The sequence below is a fragment of the Janthinobacterium sp. P210006 genome (genome assembly GCF_036231885.1).
GTDB classification, from domain to species: domain Bacteria; phylum Pseudomonadota; class Gammaproteobacteria; order Burkholderiales; family Burkholderiaceae_D; genus Janthinobacterium; species Janthinobacterium violaceinigrum.
In genome coordinates, this window is sequence record NZ_JAZARD010000001.1 from 1,816,213 (window position 1) to 1,833,702 (window position 17,490).

15 protein-coding genes are annotated in these 17,490 nt (G+C 63.6%); 9 read left to right on the forward strand and 6 right to left on the reverse strand.

The window, feature by feature from the left end:
* The first annotated feature begins 14 nt into the window (after positions 1-14).
* From VPH41_RS08165 to urtE, 6 genes are all read left to right on the forward strand, one after another.
* Positions 15-800 (forward strand): DUF4349 domain-containing protein, encoded by a 786-nt coding sequence (locus VPH41_RS08165; RefSeq protein ID WP_328569540.1) that lies wholly within the window; start codon positions 15-17, stop codon positions 798-800.
* A 199-nt stretch (positions 801-999) separates the two neighbouring features.
* Positions 1,000-2,253, forward strand: a complete 1,254-nt coding sequence (urtA, locus tag VPH41_RS08170; RefSeq protein WP_287773073.1) for an urea ABC transporter substrate-binding protein — start codon at positions 1,000-1,002, stop codon at positions 2,251-2,253.
* Positions 2,254-2,391: 138 nt separating this feature from the next.
* Positions 2,392-3,993 (forward strand): urea ABC transporter permease subunit UrtB, encoded by a 1,602-nt coding sequence (gene urtB / locus VPH41_RS08175; protein ID WP_328569541.1) that lies wholly within the window; start codon positions 2,392-2,394, stop codon positions 3,991-3,993.
* Entirely contained in the window at positions 3,990-5,105 is a 1,116-nt protein-coding gene (gene urtC / locus VPH41_RS08180; protein WP_328569542.1) for an urea ABC transporter permease subunit UrtC, read from the forward strand. The genes urtB and urtC overlap by 4 nt, the downstream gene beginning before the upstream one ends.
* Positions 5,102-5,932, forward strand: coding sequence for an urea ABC transporter ATP-binding protein UrtD (gene urtD, locus VPH41_RS08185; protein ID WP_328569543.1), 831 nt, complete (start codon positions 5,102-5,104; stop codon positions 5,930-5,932). The genes urtC and urtD overlap by 4 nt, the downstream gene beginning before the upstream one ends.
* An 18-nt stretch (positions 5,933-5,950) precedes the next feature.
* On the forward strand, positions 5,951-6,649 hold the full coding sequence (gene urtE, locus VPH41_RS08190; RefSeq protein ID WP_328569544.1) for an urea ABC transporter ATP-binding subunit UrtE: 699 nt from the start codon (positions 5,951-5,953) through the stop codon (positions 6,647-6,649).
* Positions 6,650-6,654: 5 nt separating this feature from the next.
* Here the strand turns inward: urtE and VPH41_RS08195 are convergent, their stop codons facing one another.
* Together VPH41_RS08195 and VPH41_RS08200 are read right to left on the reverse strand one after the other, a co-directional pair.
* A complete protein-coding gene (locus VPH41_RS08195; protein ID WP_328569545.1) occupies positions 6,655-7,239 on the reverse strand; it encodes a chromate transporter in 585 nt (194 codons plus the stop codon).
* Entirely contained in the window at positions 7,236-7,823 is a 588-nt protein-coding gene (locus VPH41_RS08200) for a chromate transporter (protein WP_328569546.1), read from the reverse strand. The genes VPH41_RS08195 and VPH41_RS08200 overlap by 4 nt, the downstream gene beginning before the upstream one ends.
* Before the next feature lie 221 nt (positions 7,824-8,044).
* Here VPH41_RS08200 and VPH41_RS08205 point away from each other — a divergent pair, with 221 nt between their 5' ends.
* Positions 8,045-8,266, forward strand: a complete 222-nt coding sequence (locus tag VPH41_RS08205) for a hypothetical protein (RefSeq protein WP_152259390.1) — start codon at positions 8,045-8,047, stop codon at positions 8,264-8,266.
* A 416-nt stretch (positions 8,267-8,682) separates the two neighbouring features.
* Here VPH41_RS08205 and VPH41_RS08210 read toward each other — a convergent pair whose 3' ends face one another.
* From VPH41_RS08210 to VPH41_RS08220, 3 genes are all read right to left on the reverse strand, one after another.
* Entirely contained in the window at positions 8,683-9,282 is a 600-nt protein-coding gene (locus VPH41_RS08210; protein ID WP_226941279.1) for a response regulator, read from the reverse strand.
* A gap of 75 nt (positions 9,283-9,357) precedes the next feature.
* Positions 9,358-9,570, reverse strand: a complete 213-nt coding sequence (locus VPH41_RS08215; RefSeq protein ID WP_328569547.1) for a hypothetical protein — start codon at positions 9,568-9,570, stop codon at positions 9,358-9,360.
* A 76-nt stretch (positions 9,571-9,646) separates the two neighbouring features.
* Complete coding sequence (locus VPH41_RS08220; protein WP_152259389.1) at positions 9,647-10,195, reverse strand: phosphohydrolase; 549 nt, start codon at positions 10,193-10,195, stop codon at positions 9,647-9,649.
* A 199-nt stretch (positions 10,196-10,394) separates the two neighbouring features.
* On the opposite strand from VPH41_RS08220, the gene VPH41_RS08225 reads away from it, so the two are divergent.
* On the forward strand, positions 10,395-13,532 hold the full coding sequence (locus tag VPH41_RS08225; RefSeq protein WP_328569548.1) for an NAD(P)-binding protein: 3,138 nt from the start codon (positions 10,395-10,397) through the stop codon (positions 13,530-13,532).
* A gap of 47 nt (positions 13,533-13,579) precedes the next feature.
* Positions 13,580-14,491 carry an alpha/beta hydrolase gene (locus tag VPH41_RS08230; RefSeq protein WP_328569549.1) on the forward strand — a complete coding sequence of 304 codons (912 nt, stop codon included), beginning with the start codon at positions 13,580-13,582 and terminating at the stop codon, positions 14,489-14,491.
* Here the strand turns inward: VPH41_RS08230 and VPH41_RS08235 are convergent.
* Positions 14,476-17,394: a hybrid sensor histidine kinase/response regulator gene (locus VPH41_RS08235; RefSeq protein ID WP_328569550.1), complete on the reverse strand. Its 2,919-nt coding sequence runs from the start codon at positions 17,392-17,394 to the stop codon at positions 14,476-14,478. The two genes, VPH41_RS08230 and VPH41_RS08235, sit on opposite strands and share 16 nt — an antisense overlap.
* Positions 17,395-17,490 lie beyond the last annotated feature (96 nt).

Consider the following 17,490-nt stretch of genomic DNA (forward strand, 5'->3'; position numbering starts at 1 on the left):
AGAAGAAAGAAATCATGAAAAAAGTCTCTATATGTCTGTTCGGACTGTTGCTGCTGGCCGGTTGCGGGAAGGCAAACCGCTCTGTCCAGCCCAGCGATACGCGCGTGGCCACAGAGGGTAAAGGGCAAGATTACCTGGCCTACGAACATAACGTCGACGTGATGGCAGGGGAGGCGCAGATACGGCCCCTGTACGAAAAAGTCGTGGCCGCCTGCAAGGCCGATACGGAAAACGGATGCCTGCTGCTCGATTCCAGCATCGATAGCGGCCGCTACGTGCATGCGCGCATCAGCATGCGCGCCAAGCCGGCCGGCATCAAGAAGATGATGGCGCTGGTCGGGAGCGAAGGCGAGATCACCAGCCAGGGCACCAAGGTGGAAGACCTGGGTCGTCCCGTGCTCGACAGCAAGAAACGCCTGGAAATGCTCAAGCAGTACCAGGCGCAATTGCAAGACCTGGAAAAACGCTCGGGCGCGAATGTCGATGCCTTGATCAAGGTGAGCAAGGAGCTGGCCACTGTGCAAGTGGAACTGGAGCAGGCGACGGCGGCCAATGCCTTGTTGATGCAGCGCATCGATACGGACTTGCTGAACGTGGCCATCAGCGCCGAAGGCAAGCAATCGTTCTGGACGCCCGTCAAGCGTGCGCTGGGCAATTTCACGGACAACCTGTCGGAAGGCGTGGCCAACGCCATCACGGCCATGGCCTACATCCTGCCGTGGCTGATTGCTTTCGTGCTGCTGTTCCCGCTGGGGCGCAAGGGCTGGCGCCGCTTGAAAGGCGTGCCGCGCAAGGATTGATGGATAGGGATGGATGCGGCGACGCACCGTTTTACGGCAATTTGAAACCTGGCTGCACAGTCCTTGTGCAGCCAGGTTTTTTTTCGTGCGGCGCCGGCCCCGTGCACCATGGGGGACACCTGCTGGCGCTGGCATGCATTCTGCTTTAACAACATCGTATGCCCAGCTCGACCCCCACGAACCCATCACAGGAGTCCCCATGTCACGACGCATCATCCTGAAAGCGGCCGCCGCCGGCGCACTGGCCCTGGCCACGTCCACCTATATGCAGGCAGCCCTGGCCGCCGACACGATCAAGGTGGGCATCCTGCACTCGCTGTCGGGCACCATGGCCATTTCCGAAACGTCGCTCAAGGATGTGGCGCTGATGACGATCGCCGAGATCAATGCCAAGGGGGGCGTGCTGGGCAAGAAGCTGGAAGCCGTCGTCGTCGACCCCGCGTCGAACTGGCCGTTGTTTGCGGAAAAAGCGCGCCAGCTGGTGGCGCAGGACAAGGTTGCCGTCGTGTTTGGCTGCTGGACGTCCGTGTCCCGCAAATCCGTCTTGCCTGTGTTCAAGGAGCTCAACAGCCTGCTGTTCTACCCGGTGCAATACGAGGGCGAGGAACTGGAAAAGAACGTGTTTTATACGGGCGCCGCACCGAACCAGCAGGCGATTCCCGCCGTGGAATACCTGATGAGCAAGGATGGCGGCGGCGCCAGGCGCTTCGTGCTGCTGGGCACGGATTACGTGTATCCGCGCACCACCAACAAGATCCTGCGCGCCTTCCTGAAAAGCAAGGGCGTCAAGGATAGCGATATCAGCGAGGTCTACACGCCGTTCGGCCATGCCGACTATCAAACCATCGTGGCCAACATCAAGAAGTTTTCCACGGGCGGCAAGACGGCCGTCATTTCCACCATCAATGGCGATTCGAACGTGCCGTTCTACAAGGAACTGGGCAACGCGGGCTTGAAGGCCACGGACGTGCCCGTGGTGGCGTTTTCCGTGGGCGAGGAAGAGCTGCGCGGCATCGATACCAAGCCCCTGCTGGGGCATTTGGCGGCCTGGAATTATTTTGAATCCGTCAAGAACCCCGTGAATGCGGCGTTCATCAAGCAGTGGAAGGCGTACGCGGTGGCGCAAAAGTTGCCGAACGCGGGTTCCGTGGTGACGAACGACCCCATGGAAGCGACCTATGTGGGCATCCACATGTGGGCGCAAGCCGTGGAAAAAGCCAAGTCGACGGACACGGACAAGGTGATCGCCGCCATGGCGGGCCAGAGCGTCAAGGCGCCATCGGGCTTTACCCTGACCATGGACCCGACCAACCACCACTTGCACAAGCCCGTGATGATCGGCGAGATCAAGGCTGACGGGCAATTCAATGTCGTGTGGAAAACCAAGGAACCGATACGCGCCCAGCCGTGGAGCCCGTATATCAAGGGCAATGAGGGCAAGCAGAAGCTGTAGGCGCTAGCTATGTAGGCGCTATTCACCCACCCGCAAATGCCGGGGTCGGACCCTGAGGGACTAGGCGTCCCCATCCGACCCCAGTCCTCGCCTTTGGGGTAAGCATAGATCCCTGTGCAGTCATTCTTTGGAACGCAAATGCAGCTCCTCTTCAAACTGCTGGTCCTCGCCTGCCTGTGCCTGTCGTCCATGGCGCATGCCGCCATCCCTGCGGACCTGCTCAAGCCGCTATCCGGCGACGACCCCGATACCAGGATCGCCGCCGTGGCGCAGATCGCCGCCCTGGCCACGCCCGAGGCGGCCAAGGTTCTGCAAGCCTTGCAGGACGACGCCTTGTATGCGGCGCCCGATGGCAAGGTCTACATCGTCGATGGCGAGCAGGCGTATGACCCGGCAAGCGGCAAGCGCGTGCCGCTGCCTGACGGCATCGATGGCGTGATGGTCAACAACCGCTTGCGCGCGGCCGTGGCCGGCGCCCTGTCGGGCTTGCAGCTGCTGGCGCCGGAGCGCGCCCAGCGCCTGGCCGCCGCGCAAGCTTTGCAAAAGGCAGTCGATCCCGCCCAGCTGCCCCTGATCCGCGCCGCGCTGGCGCAGGAGAGCGACGCCGACATCAGGCAGATATTGCAGGTGCTGATCGCCAGCGCCAACCTGCATGCGCCCGACGCGGCCACGCGCAAGGCCGCCGTGCAGGCGTTGGCTGGTAGCAGCGATGCGCGCCTGCTGCCCGCGTTGCAAGCCATGCTCGATACAGGACCGGATGGCAAGGCCGGCGAGCCTGACGAGGGCGTGCAGCTGGCCGCCATCGAGACCATGCGCCAGATCAAGGGACGTGTGCAGCGCATGGAATTTGCCGGCAATGTGTTTTATGGCATTTCCCTGGGCAGCGTGCTGCTGCTGGCCGCGCTGGGCCTGGCCATCACGTTTGGCTTGATGGGCATCATCAACATGGCCCATGGCGAGTTGCTGATGATAGGCGCCTACACGACGTATCTGTGCCAGCTGTTCTTCCGCACCTATCTGCCCGGCCTGCAGGACGCCTACCTGCTGGCCGCCTTGCCGGCCGCTTTTTTCGTCTCCGGCCTGGTGGGCGTGGTGCTGGAACGCACGGTCATCCGCTGGCTGTATGGCCGGCCGCTGGAAACCCTGCTGGCCACCTGGGGCATCAGCCTGATCCTCATGCAGCTGGTGCGCACGATCTTCGGCGCGCAAAACGTGGAAGTGGCCAATCCCGCCTGGATGTCGGGCGGGGTGACCGTGCTGGGCGGCCTCGTGCTGCCGTACAACCGCTTGGCCATCATCGCCTTTGCCATCGTGGTCGTGGCGGCCGTGTGGCTGATCCTGAACAAGACGCGGCTGGGCCTGTTCGTGCGGGCCGTCACGCAAAACCGCCGTATGGCCGATTGTGTGGGCGTGGCAACGGGCAAGGTCGACATGCTGACCTTCGGCCTCGGTTCCGGCATCGCGGGCCTGGGCGGCGTGGCGCTGTCGCAGCTGGGCAACGTGGGGCCGGACCTGGGCCAGAGCTACATCGTCGATTCCTTCATGGTGGTGGTGCTGGGCGGCGTGGGCCAGCTGGCCGGCACCGTGATCGCCGCGCTGGGCCTGGGCGAAGTGAACAAATTCCTCGAACCGGTGGCGGGCGCCGTGCTGGCGAAGATCGCCATTTTGGTCTTCATCATCATCTTTATCCAGCGCCGGCCCCAGGGCCTGTTTGCCATGAAGGGACGCAGCGTCGAATGATTAACTCACTCCGAAGCAAGGAGGGCCTGTTTACCAGGCCCGTGTGGATGGCCATCGCTGGGTGCACGGTGCTGGCGGCGCTGTTGCCCATGTTTAATCTGATGTTTGCCGAAGGCCATGCGCTGCACGTGTCCGCCTACACGGTGGCGCTGGTGGGCAAGTTCATGTGCTACGCGCTGGCGGCGCTGGCGCTGGACCTCGTCTGGGGCTACACGGGCATCTTGTCCCTGGGCCATGGCGTATTCTTTGCGCTGGGCGCATATGCGCACGGCATGTATCTGATGCGCGCCATCGGCGACCAGGGCCAGTACCACAGCAGCTTGCCCGACTTCATGGTTTTTCTCGACTGGAAAACCTACCCATGGTACTGGGCGTTTACGGAACATTTTTGGTACTGCATGGCCCTCGTCGTGCTGGTGCCGGGCGTGCTGGCCTTCGTGTTTGGTTACTTTGCGTTTCGCTCGCGCATCAAGGGAGTGTATTTTTCCATCATCACGCAAGCGATGACGTATGCGTTCATGCTCTTGTTTTTCCGCAACGACACCGGCTTTGGCGGCAACAACGGTTTCACGGATTTCAAGACCATTCTTGGTCACAGCATCACGGCGCCTGCCACGCGGGCCGTGCTGTTCCTGCTGACCCTGGCCTTCCTGCTGGCCGCGCTGGTGGGCGCGCGCGCCATCGTCCGCTCGAAGCTGGGGCGGGTGCTGCAGGGCGTACGCGACAGCGAGGCACGCTTGATGTTCCTCGGCTATAACCCGCTGTGGTTCAAGCTGTTTGTGTGGACTTTATCCGCCGTGCTGTGCGGCATCGCCGGCGCCCTGTACGTGCCGCAGGTGGGCATCATCAATCCGTCGGAAATGTCGCCCGCCAATTCCATCGAGATGGTCGTGTGGGTGGCCGTGGGTGGACGCGGCACCTTGCTCGGTCCGATTCTGGGCGCCTTCACCGTCAACGGTCTGAAAAGCTGGTTCACGGCCGCCTTGCCGGAACTGTGGCTGTTCGCGCTGGGCCTGCTGTTCATCGGCGTGACCCTGTTCATGCAGCAAGGCATGCTGGGTGTATTGAATAAAATCAAACGCAAGTCCGCCGTGCCAGAGGAGGCCGCATGAGCATCCGCATGCTGCCAGGCATGGCCAGCGCCGAAGCGGGCCCCACGTATGCGCGCGTGAAGGGCGAGGGCGTCGATACGACGCATGGCGCCATCCTGTACCTGGAAGATATCAGCGTATCGTTCGACGGCTTCAAGGCCATTAATAAACTGAGCCTCGATATTTCCGTGGGCGAGTTGCGCTGCATCATCGGTCCGAATGGGGCGGGCAAGACCACCATGATGGACGTGATTACCGGCAAGACGCGCCCCACGTCGGGCACGGCCTGGTTTGGCCAGACCATGAACCTGGCCACCATGACGGAAGCGCAGATTGCCCACGCGGGCATCGGCCGCAAGTTTCAGCGCCCCACCGTGTTCGAGCAGCATACGGTGTTCGACAACCTGGAACTGGCCATGAAGGTGGACAAGCGCGTGGCGCCCACCCTGTTTGCGCGCCTCACGTCCGAGCAGGCAGGCAAGATCGAAGCGATCTTGCGCTTGATCCGCCTCCATGGCCACGAGGGGCGGCTGGCCGGCTTGCTGTCGCATGGGCAAAAGCAGTGGCTGGAAATCGGCATGCTGCTGATGCAGGAGCCGCAGCTGATTTTGCTCGACGAACCGGTGGCCGGCATGTCGGATGCGGAAACGGCGCGCACGGCGGAATTGCTCAATGAATTGCGGGGCAAGCATTCCATCATGGTGGTCGAGCACGACATGGGATTCGTCACGGAGATTGCGCAGCAGGGCATCGTGACCGTGCTGCATGAGGGCGCCGTGCTGGCCCAGGGCCGCATGGACCAGGTGCAGGCGGACGAGCGCGTCATTGAAGTCTATCTGGGAAGGTAATAGGGGAGATCACAGACTATGCTGGAAGTGCAACAGTTGAATCAATACTATGGCTCCTCGCATACCTTGCGCGGCATCGATTTGTCGGCGCGCAAGGGCGAATGCCTGGCATTGCTGGGCAGGAATGGCGTGGGCAAGACGACCTTGCTGAAATGCCTGATGGGCGTGCTGCCCGTGGCGCAGGGCCAGGTGCTGTTCCATGGCCGCGACATCACGAAGCTGGCGCCGCATGCGCGGGCAAAGCTGGGCATCGCCTACGTGCCGCAGGGGCGCGACATCTTTGCGCGCCTGACGGTCGAGGAAAACCTGCTGATGGGCATGGCGGTGAAGCGGGGCAGGGCAGCCTCGCGCATCGACCCGCACGTGTATGAACTGTTTCCCGTGCTCAAAGAGATGCTGCAGCGGCGCGGCGGCGATTTGTCGGGCGGACAACAGCAGCAGCTGGCCATCGCCCGCGCCCTGCTGGCCGAGCCGCAGTTGATCATCTTCGACGAGCCTACGGAAGGCATCCAACCCTCCGTCATCAAGGATATCGGCCGTGTGATCCGCTTGCTGAAACAGCGCGGCGACATGGCCATCGTGCTGTGCGAACAGTATTTCGACTTTGCGCGCGAGCTGGCCGACGAGTTCATCGTGCTGTCGCGCGGCAGCGTCGTGGCCAGCGGCAAGGCGGCGCAGATGGATGGCGAGGAGGTGAAGCGGCACCTGGCCGTGTAGGCGTTCTACACCAGCTGCAGCCACCCCAGCACGGCGCCGGCCGCCAGCAGCCACAATAGATGGATTTTCGTGCGCCAGATGATGAGGCCGGCCACGATGGACAGGCTCCACAGGGGCCAGTCGGTGCTCCATCGATGGTTGGCGCCGCCCAGTATCATGCCCGTGGAAATGAGCAGGGCGACGACGATGGGCGCCATGCCTTGCTTGAACGCGCGCACGGGGCGCAGGTCGCGGTTGCGGTAGCCCCACTGGGCCGCCACGTAGGTGAGGGTGGTGCTGGGCAGCATGATGCCCACCATGGTCACCAGCACGCCCAGCCAGGCGGCGGCATAGCTGCCCGCGTTCATGCCCACGTTCCAGCCCATCAGGGCGACGAACAGCACGTTGGGCCCTGGTGCCGCTTGCGCGATGGCGATCGATTCGTTGAACTGCGCCTGCGTCAGCCAGCCGTGCTGCTCGACGAGGAAACGGTGCATTTCCGCCGTGGTGGAAATGGCGCCGCCGATCGACATCAGCGACAGCATCAGGTAATGGCCGAACAGGTTCAGCCAGTCGCCCGTGCTCAAGACCAGTTGCAGGGGCGGCGTCATGCGGCCAGCTTCCGGTAGGTGAGCAGGCAGCCGATGCCGCCCAGGCCCAGCAGGATGTACAGCAGGGGCCAGCGGAAGACCGCCACCATCAGCACGCCCAGCACGACCAGGGGCAGGGTCAGCCACAGGGGCAGCGGATGCTTGCCCAGCGCGGCGGCCAATTTTATGCCCGTGGCGGCGATCATGCCGGCCGAGACGGCCGCCATGCCGCGCAGCGCGCCCGCCATGTGCGCATTGTCGCCAAAGCGCGTGTACAGCACGCCCAGCACCAGCACGATGACGAGCGGCACGGCCAGCATGCCGGCCAGCGCCGTCAATGCCCCTTTCAAACCGAAATAGCGCCCGCCCACCATCAGCGACAGGTTGACCACGTTGGGGCCGGGCATGATTTGCGCGACGGCCCAGTCTTCCAGGAATTCTTCCTGCGTCAGCCAGCGCTTGCGCTCCACCATTTCGCGCTGGATCACGGCCAGCACGCCGCCGAATCCCTGCAGGGCCAGCCAGGTGAACGAGAAGAACAGGTCGGCAAGCGAGGCGGGTTGCGGGCGGGGAAGGTCGGGCGGGAGGGGCGAAGGCGAAGGCATGGCTGATTATCGCCGTGGCCGATCGCGCTTGTCCATCGCTTTCGGCTGAGCTCGTGCCTGCAAGAAAAAACCGTGGCTCATGTTTCCCTGCCATTGACATCGAGAATTTATCAGCAATACTTTGATCGGCAACATGACCGCTGTCCCTGTCCGCGCTGGCGCGGTTCGCACCGCTACGCCGTCTCCCTCCGTTCCGTCCCCCTACGCAGGAGTTGTTCACCATGCCTAATTCCACAGAAACGCTGCATATGCCCGTCAAGACCGTGGTGCTGCATGCCCGGGTCGATCAAAAGATGTCCGATATCGTCAACCTGGGTATCGCCGTGCAGGCTGCCTTTAGTACCTTGTGCGCGCTGGAATACCTGAAGTCATACAATATCGCGCCCGAACTGATCGAACGCGTGCTGCTGCATCCGGAGCAGCGCCGCCAGACCGTGCATTGAATATCCGCACGGCAACTGTGTTGCTGGCATCGCTAGTCCGCTGTTGTCGGATTGATCACTACGGCTCAGTTATGCACAAATGATGGGTTAGCGAAATTGGCGAAATAATTTTCTTGTGATTATGTGTGAGTTTCTAAGTGTTTGATTTTAATAGGATTTATTTTTGCTGTTTGATTGAGCAGTTTATTGAAAGCCGCACTGGCTGTGGCTTTGAGGCCTGTCAATAGGCGCTTATCCACAAAGATATCCACAGTCCGTGTGGATATCTGAAAAAGCGCTTAACAATCCGCCACTTAGATAATGACGGCCGTTCGGCGCAGCGGATGGCGCATCCGTGCCGGTCAAAATGGGGTGCGGGACAAGCCTGTATGCCCATCCAGTGCTCTTGTTTTATGACTAAAAGTAGCGGCCGATGCTCAGGGCGTGCCGCCGGCCGGCGCCGGTGGCGCTTCGCCGCACTGGGCCAGGGCGGCAGCGAGGCTGGCGACCTGTTGCTGGGCTTCGCGCAAGCTGGCGTAGGTGCGCAGCGAGGCGATGACGGTGGTGAACAACTTGCGCGTGGTCAAGTCGGTCTTGCACCAGAAATCGTTGATGTCGTAATCGATGATGATGCGGTGTTCCAGCGCCTGGCCGGGCTGGCCTGTGCGCAGGATGATGCGAACGGCGCTGTTGTGCAGTTCTTCGCGCACCTGGCGCGCCACTTGCAGCCCGGCATCCTGGGTTTCCATGATCACATCGAGCAGCACCACGGCGATGTCGGGCGTGCTGCGCAGCAAAGCCAGCGCCTCGGCGCCCGAGTACGCATGCAAAAAGCTCAGCCTGCGTCCCTGGAAGCTGGCCTGGCTGAGGGCGAACTTGGTCACCACGTGCACGTCGACATCGTCGTCGACGATCAGCACGCGCCATGGCGCTGCGGTGACCGGTTCTGCCGCCGCATCTGGCTTCTCGAGCGGGTCGTCGACCAGCCAGTCGGGTTCGTCCGCCCCCTTGGCGGCGCTGTCGCTATCCATATTCATGCGTTTATCCACCTTTGATCGTGCTCGCTCACTCCACACTATGCCAGTCTGCGGGGTTTGTCAAAACAATGCTGTTCAGGCAAGACGGCCTGGCGCCAGCTTGCCTGATGCACCGCAAAATATATTTTCATGATGGCCGAGCAGCTTTGCGCTAGCGCAAAAGCATGATTCTAAGTCATTGATTTCATTGGGGTAAAAAATTGCCTGTGAAATCAGCAAATTGTTGAAACCCGCATCAATGCTGGTGTTGCGGCTTGTCAAGAGGGGCTTATCAACAACTTTATCCACAGTTGCTGTGGATATCTAAAAAAGCCGTGCAAAAACCGGGGCTTAGCGCCCGTTCGTGAGACTGCGGGAGAAGCTTTCATGCCGCCAGCCCCAGCCCGCCCAGCTGGGCAAACGCATGCAGGAAGCGCTGCTTGGCTTCGGCCGGTCCCATGGCTTCGATTATACCGGGCAAGGGCACGATGCCGTCAAGGTAGGCCCAGCGTTCGGCCGAATGGGGCATCAGGTCGCGCTTTTCCGTGGCCAGCGCGATCAGGTCGGCCCGCTTGATGGGCGCGTAATCGGAAAAATCCAGGCCATAGGTGGCAGCGATGATGGCGCTCACCTTGTCTTCCAGCGCGGCAAACTCCGGCAGCAGCACTTTCAAGGGCTTCACCATGTCGCCCAGGTAGGCTTCGGCCGCGTCATGCAGCAGGGCGGCCAGGCGCAGATGGGGCGGCACCAGCCCGGCGACGATCAGGCTGTGCTGGGCGACCGAATAAAACACCTGCGTCTGTCCATTGAAGCGGCACTGGTAGGCGAGGCCGTGGGCGATGTCTTCGATGGCGACCTTGTCGATATGGGGGCGCAGCGGATAAAAACGGTTGCCGGAATAAGTGGAAACGTAATCGGTAGTAATCATTGCCATGGCGCGGTGCTCGGAACGGTCAGGAGCTTTCATCGTACACCCGATGGCCCGGGCTTGCCCCGTCTGCCGCGTGCAAGCTGTTTCCTGCTGAGCCTATGCATCTTGGCAAATCCTTTAATTTATTTCATATCATTCATTGATATTTCTCAAATACACTGTAGAAATCTTGTTTGAATGAAACTTAAAGGGGGGCAGGGCAATGACGGCGATACCTTCGGCAAGACCTTCGTATATCTATCAGGGCGGTTCGGTGATGATGCACTCGCCGCTGCAATTGAAACAGTCGGAAATGTACGGCTATTTCGTCAGGGGCGACCTGGCGAAGCTGCAGGCGACCGTGAACACCACCCTGAACCAGGTGGCGGGCCGCAAGATGACCCTGAAAGCCCTGTCGCCGTATGTGATGCTGACGTTTACGCGCGTCAACCATGCCGATTCCAGCAACCCCGTCGACCAGGCCAAGGGCTGGATCACGGAAGTCGATATCGTCACCTGGATCATGGTCGGCGAGATGGACGACAAGGGCAAGCTCGCGCATATCTATTGGTATCCGTGCCATATCTTCGTCGACGATGCGATGGCCCTGATCAACGGGCGCGAACTGTTTGGCTATCCGAAATACCTGTGCGAGTACGAGATTCCCGCTGCCGGCAGCGAGCCGCTGCGCTGCTCCGTGGCTGCCAAGGGTTTCCAGCATTTTTCGCCGGAAACGAAACTGGCCCTGCACCCGCTGCTGGAAGTCAATGCCACCGTGCAGACGGGCCAGCATAAGCCCGTCAACAGCTTCCTCGAACTGATCGAGCAGGCGTTCAAGATCTTCCTCTCCATCCCCGATTTCTTCGACATGGACCAGGCCGGCTGGGCCGATATCCTTTCCCTGCTGCGCAACCCCCGCATCGACCAGATCTTCCTCAAGCAATTCCCCGACAGCGCGGGCGTGAAAGCCGTGTACCAGGCCCTGGTGGCCGCGCCGGCCGAGATCAACCGCCTGCACAGCGCGCGCCTGCTGGGCTACGAATACGAATGCACGGTGCACGCGTTCGACAGCTTTCCGCTGGACCAGACCCTGGGCTTGCAACTGGGGCCGCAGGCGGCGATCCTGCCGTTTAATGTGAATTTCGATTTCACGGCCATGCCGGGCGAGGAGCTGGTCGACAATTCCCGCATCGCGCCCGAAAAGATCGCCATCCTGGGCGGCGGCGTGGCGGCCATGACGGCCGCGTATTATCTGACGAACCAGCCGGGCTGGGAAAACCGGCACGCGATCACCGTGTACCAGCTGGGCTGGCGCCTGGGCGGCAAGGGCGCCAGCGGACGCAATGCGCAAGCGGGCCAGCGCATCGAGGAGCACGGCCTGCACATCTGGTTCGGCTTTTACGCGAATGCCTTCAGGATGATCAAGGAAGCCTATGCCAGCCTCGATCGCCCGCCCGGCGCGCCGCTGGCCACCTGGCGCGACGCCTTCAAGCAGCACGACTACGTGGCCCTGTCGGAAGACGTCAAGGGCAAATGGCGCAACTGGTCCATCGTCTTTCCCACCTTGCCGGGCGAGCCGGGCGAGGGCGGCGAAGACATCACCCTGTGGCAGATGGCCATCGCCATGGTGGGGTGGATCGAGCAGTGGATACGCCAGATCCGGCAAGTGGCGGACGCGGACGCGCGCATCGTGCGCGCCAGCGCATCGCAGGGCGAGGGCGTGTGGCCGGGCTGGCTGCGCCGCCTGGCCGACGAAGTGGTGGGGCAGGCCGATGAACTGGGCCTGGACGTGGGCCTGTCCGTGGGCGCGCTGGCGGCGCTGGTGGCCGACCTGGCGCCCGATTCCACGCGCCACGACCAGGCCCGCCACCAGCTGCTGGCCAGCACCCTGAACGGCATCCGCGCCTGGCTGCGCCTGCGCTACCGCGCGCTGATCGACGGCGACGATGAATTGCGCCGCCTGTTCACCTGCCTGGACCTGGGCATCACGGTCATGAAGGGCATGTTCGAGGATGGCGTGTTCAAGAATGGCTTTGACGTCATCAACGACATCGATTTCCGCGCCTGGCTGAAAAAACACGGCGGCGACGAGCAGTTCAGCGTCAATTCGGCGCCCGTGCGGGGCTTCTACGACCTGGTGTTCGCCTACGAGGGCGGCGATTTTTCCAAACCGAACATCGAGGCGGGCACCTTGCTGCGGGCGATGGCGCGCATCGGCCTGGCCTACAAGGGCGGCATCATGTTCAAGATGCAGGCCGGCATGGGCGACACGATTTTCACGCCGCTGTACGAAGTGCTGCGCAAGCGGGGCGTGGAATTCAGGTTCTTCCAGCGCGTGGAAGAACTGGTGCCGGGCGCGGGCGACATCGACAGCATCCGCATCACGCAGCAGGTGCAATTGAAGGATCCCGCCGCTGGCTACGCGCCGCTGGTCGACGTGAAAGGCCTGGCGTGCTGGCCCAGCGCGCCCGATTACACGCAGCTCGATCCCGCGCAGGCGGCCCTGCTGCAGGAGAAAAACGTCAACCTGGAATCGTACTGGAGCGACTGGCCGCAGCAGTACCAGCAGGCGTTCGGCCGGCAGCTGCCCGCCACGGTCCTGAAGAAGGGTATCGACTTCGACAAGGTGGTGTTCGGCATCTCGATCGGCTCGCTGCCGGCCCTGTGCCCGCAGCTGCTGGCGCAAAGCCCGGCTCTGCAGCTGGCGGCGGACAAGGTGCAGACCGTGGCCACGCAGGCTTACCAGGTGTGGCTCAACAAGGATTTGCGTCAGATGGGCTGGACCACGCAGCCGAAAGGCCAGCAGCCCGTGCTGTCGGCCTTCACGGAGCCGTACGACACGTGGGCGCCCATGGACCAGTTGCTGGCGCACGAGGACTGGCCGGCGGGACTGGCGCCGAAGAACGTGTCCTACTTTTGCAGCGCCTTCCCCGTCGACAGCTATCCGCCCGTCACCGACACGGATTTCCCCGCCCGCTGCGCGGCACGCGCCAAGGCGGGCGCGCTGCACCAGCTGGAACGCGAAATCGGCGCCCTGTGGCCCGAGGCGGGCGGGCCCGGCGCGTTTCCGTGGCAATGGCTGGTCGATGCGAAGGCTGGCACGGGGCCGGCGCGCTTCGACAGCCAGTACTGGCGCGCCAATGTCGACCCGTCCGAGCGCTACGTGATGTCGGTGGTGGGCAGCACCCAGTACCGGCTGGCCACCGACCAGTCGGGCTTTTCCAACCTGTTCCTCACGGGCGACTGGATCAGGACGGGCATCAACGCGGGCTGCGTGGAGGCGGCCGTGATGGCGGGCATGCAGACCTCGCGCGCGCTGACGGGGTATCCGGCCGTGATCCAGGGCGAGACGGATTTTTAGTTATTTCGCTATGATGGCGTTTCATTGTTCCCTGCGCGAGCTTGCCCATGAAACGCCTGATGCTGCTATGCCTGGTCTTCGTCCACCTGCACGGGGGCGCCGCGCCGCCCGGCGCGATCGTGCTGTGGCCGGGCGCGCCGCCCGGCGGCGCGGCGCCGGGGCCGCAGCGCGACAGCGCCAAGGGTTCCATCACGCAGGTCGATCAGCCGTATCTGATCGTGCACCGCCCGGCGCAGCCGAACGGCACGGCCATCGTGCTGGTCAGCGGCGGCGGCTATGCGCATATCGAGGCGGGCAAGGAAAGCGGCCCTGCCGCCAGCTGGCTGCAGGCGCAGGGCATCACGGCGTTTGAACTCGTGTACCGCCTGCCGCAGGAAGGCGGCGGGGTGGCCGCGCCATTCCAGGATGGCCAGCGGGCCATGCGCGTGATACGCGCGCGTGCCAAAGAGTGGCGGATCGATCCGGCGCGCATCGGCATGCTGGGCTTTTCCGCCGGCGGGCACCTGGCCGGCATGACGGCCGTCGAGCCCGACGCGGCCCGCTATGCGCCCGCCGATGCGCTCGATGCCGTGTCCGCGCGGCCCGACTTTGCCGTGCTGCTGTACCCCGTGCTGACCATGCAGCCGCCATACGACACGACGCATGCGAAGAAGCAGCTGCTGGGAAGCCACCCCACGCAGGCGGCGCGCGACGCCATGTCCGTGGAATTGCACGTCGATGCGCGCACGCCGCCCATGTTCATTGCGCAGGCGCTGGACGACCCGATTGCACCGCCCGAGAACAGCCGGCTGATGGCCGTCGCCCTGGGCAGCGCGGGCGTGCCCGTGGAGCTGCACCTGTTCCAGCAAGGCGGCCATGGCTGGGGCCTGGGCAAGCGGGGCAGCGAGCCGGCCGCGTGGCCGCAGCTGCTGCTGGCGTGGCTGCAGGCGCATGGCTGGATGCCTCAGGCGCCAGGCTGAACTTCGAGGTCGCGCCGCGCCGCATCCAGCGCCGCGTGGAGCTGCGGCAGGAACTGTTCCACGTTATCGAGCTGGCCGTTCGAGGCCAGGGTTTCCATCTGGTGGCACAGGCTGTGCAGGGTGGGGCGGCTCAGGTAGCCGGCGCTGCCTTTCAAGGCGTGGAAGGCGGCCGCGGCCGCGCTGGCATTGCCGTCGCGCACGGCGTGGCATGCCAGGTCCAGGCGCCGCGGCGCTTCCGTCAGGAACGCTTGCGCGATGCGCTGCAAGTGCTGCGGCGACAGGCCCGCCAGCGGCAGGATGTGCACGGGCGCCGTCATGGGATCGGCCGGTGCGGGCGGCTCGCCGCCGTCCAGGCCGAACTGGCGCGCCAGGTTCTCGTCCTCGCTCGACACGGCCGGCGGCAGGGCGTGGCCGCGCGCCAGCAGCAGGTCGATGATGGCGTCGATTTTCTCGAACAGCAGCGCTTCGTCGACGGGCTTGCTGAGGAAGTCGTCCATGCCGGCGGCCAGGTAGCGCTGCCGGTCATGTTCGCTGGCGTTGGCGGTCAGCGCGAGGATGGGGATGTGCGTGTCGGGAATGGGGAATTCGGCGTTGCCGCCGTCGCGGATCAGGCGCGCGGCCTGTTCGCCGTCCATCGAGGGCATGCGGCCGTCCATCAGCACGCAATCGTAGGCGCCCGTCCCCAGCGCGCGCAGCGCCAGCTCGCCGTTTTCCACGATGGTCACGTCATGGCCCATGCTTTCGAGCAGGGTGCCGATGATGATCTGGTTGGTGCGCACGTCTTCGGCGCACAGGATGCGCAGGCGGCAGGCGTGGCGCGCGTGGCGCTGGGGTCGGCGCGCGTCGGCCGCCGGCGCGCTGCCGTCCTGCAGCGGCAGGGTGAAATGAAAGCGCGAACCGATGCCGACGCGGCTTTCCACGCCGATCGTGCCGCCCATCAGTTCGACCAGTTCCTTGCAGATGGCCAGGCCCAGTCCCGTGCCGCCGTAGCGGCGCGTGGTGGAATGGTCGGCCTGCTCGAATTTCTGGAACAGGCGCGGCAAGGTGTCGGCGTCGATGCCGGGCCCCGTGTCGCTGATGATGAAGTCGATTTCGCTGCGGCCGTCGCGGCGCGGCGGCGTGCGGGCGCGCCGCACTTCCAGCAGCACTTCGCCATTGGCCGTGAACTTCAAGGCATTGCCCAGCAGGTTGATCAGGATCTGCCGCAGGCGCGTGGGGTCGGCGCGCACGTAGCGGGGCAGGTCCAGCGCCAGTTCGCGGCGCAGCAGCAGGCTCTTGGCGTCGGCCTGGCCCTGCACGATGCCGGCCGCGTCGCCGACCAGCGCCAGCAGGTCGAAGTCCACGGTTTCCAGGGTCAGCTTGCCCGCGTCGATCTTCGAGAAATCGAGGATGTCGTTGAGGATGGTCAGGAGCGAGACGCCGTTGTGCAGGCCGATGCGCAGGTATTCCTGCGTGCGGCCCTTGACGGACTGGTCGCGCAGGGCGAATTTCAGCATGCCGATCACGCCGGCCAGCGGGGTGCGGATGTCGTGGCTCATGGCCGACAGGAAGTCGATGCGGTGGCGGCTGACCACTTCCGCATGCTCCTTGGCCGTTAGCAGGGCATCGTTGCTGAGGGTGAGCGCCAGGGTGCGTTCCTGCACCCGCTGTTCCAGGTTGTTGCGCAGCAAACGGATCTGGTCGGCCAGGGCAAAGGCCAGCAGCAAGCCGTCGAGCGTGCCGCCGAGCAGGGTCACCAGCTGGGCGTTGGCCACCATGGCCGGCATCAGGCCCAGGTTGGCGGGCAGGATCAGGAAGCCGGGCAGCATCAGGGCGACGAAGGCCAGCACGAAGAAGCGCGCCGGCTGGTAGCCGCGGCGCCAGACGACGATGCCGCAGATCAGCGCCAGCAGCATCCAGATGCTGATGGCGATCGTGGCCAGCGTGTGCGCATACGACAGGGCGAAGAAGCAGCTGGGCAGCAGCAATAGGGGCAGCACGAGGTTGACCTTGCTGATGCGGTACAGCAGGGACGAGTAGTCGCGCAGGCGCAGGAAATGCGTGTAGAACAAAGTGCTGAAGACGGGCAGCAGGAAAAACGGCACGTAATGCAGCTGCAGCAGGTGCCAGTCGAACAGGTCGGCAAAGACGTGGAAGGTCATGGCCCAGGCCAGGCCGTACGTGAGCACATACAGCGCGTAATACGCCGAGGCTTTTTCCAGGGTGATGGAAAAGATGAAGAAATTGAACAGGCCCAGTGCCAGCAGGGCGCCGATGGACGCCACCATCAGGAAATTTTCCTTGCCCACCAGCTTGCGGTAATCGTGCTGCGTCTTCACGCCGAACATGGGGGCGCGCGCGTAATAGGGGCTGGAAAAGCGGATCAGGATGTCATACGTGGCGCCTGGCGCCAGCTGCACGTCCTTGCCGTAGTGCAGCAAATATTCATGCGGGCGCTGGTAGCCCGTCAGCAAGGTCTGCGGCGCCGCGTGGGGCCCGGGGCCATACACGTACAGGTCGACCAGGTCGATCAGGGTGTCGTTCGGGTCGATGACCCAGGCCGCGACGTTGCTGTCGTTGCGCACCTGCGCATGCAGCCAGTAGGCGCCGCCGAACAGGTCGACCTGTCCGGCAGGGCGCTGGCGCGCCAGCCAGGCGGGCAGGGCGGCGGCATCGGCAGGCGCTGCTTCATCTCCGGCGAAAAAGAGTTGCCCGCCGCTGCCCAGGTGCGCGATGCCTTGCTTGCTCAGAGGTAAAGGTGCCGCCTGCGCCGCGCCCGCCAGTCCCAGCAGGCTGAATAGAAAACCGAACAGCCAGCCGCATAGCCAGGCGCTGACGCGGGAGCTGGAAGCGCGGTGGCTGGTAGGGGGCGGGAAGGCTGGCATCGATGGGTAGGGTGATGGTCGCGCGGGAACTGGCGGCAACGCCGTTTGCTGTGGAGTGCCCATTTTAATCGACTCTCGGTGGCACACGGGCAATTTCATGTCCTGCCGGCATGGCGCCCGCTCCGGTATCATGTC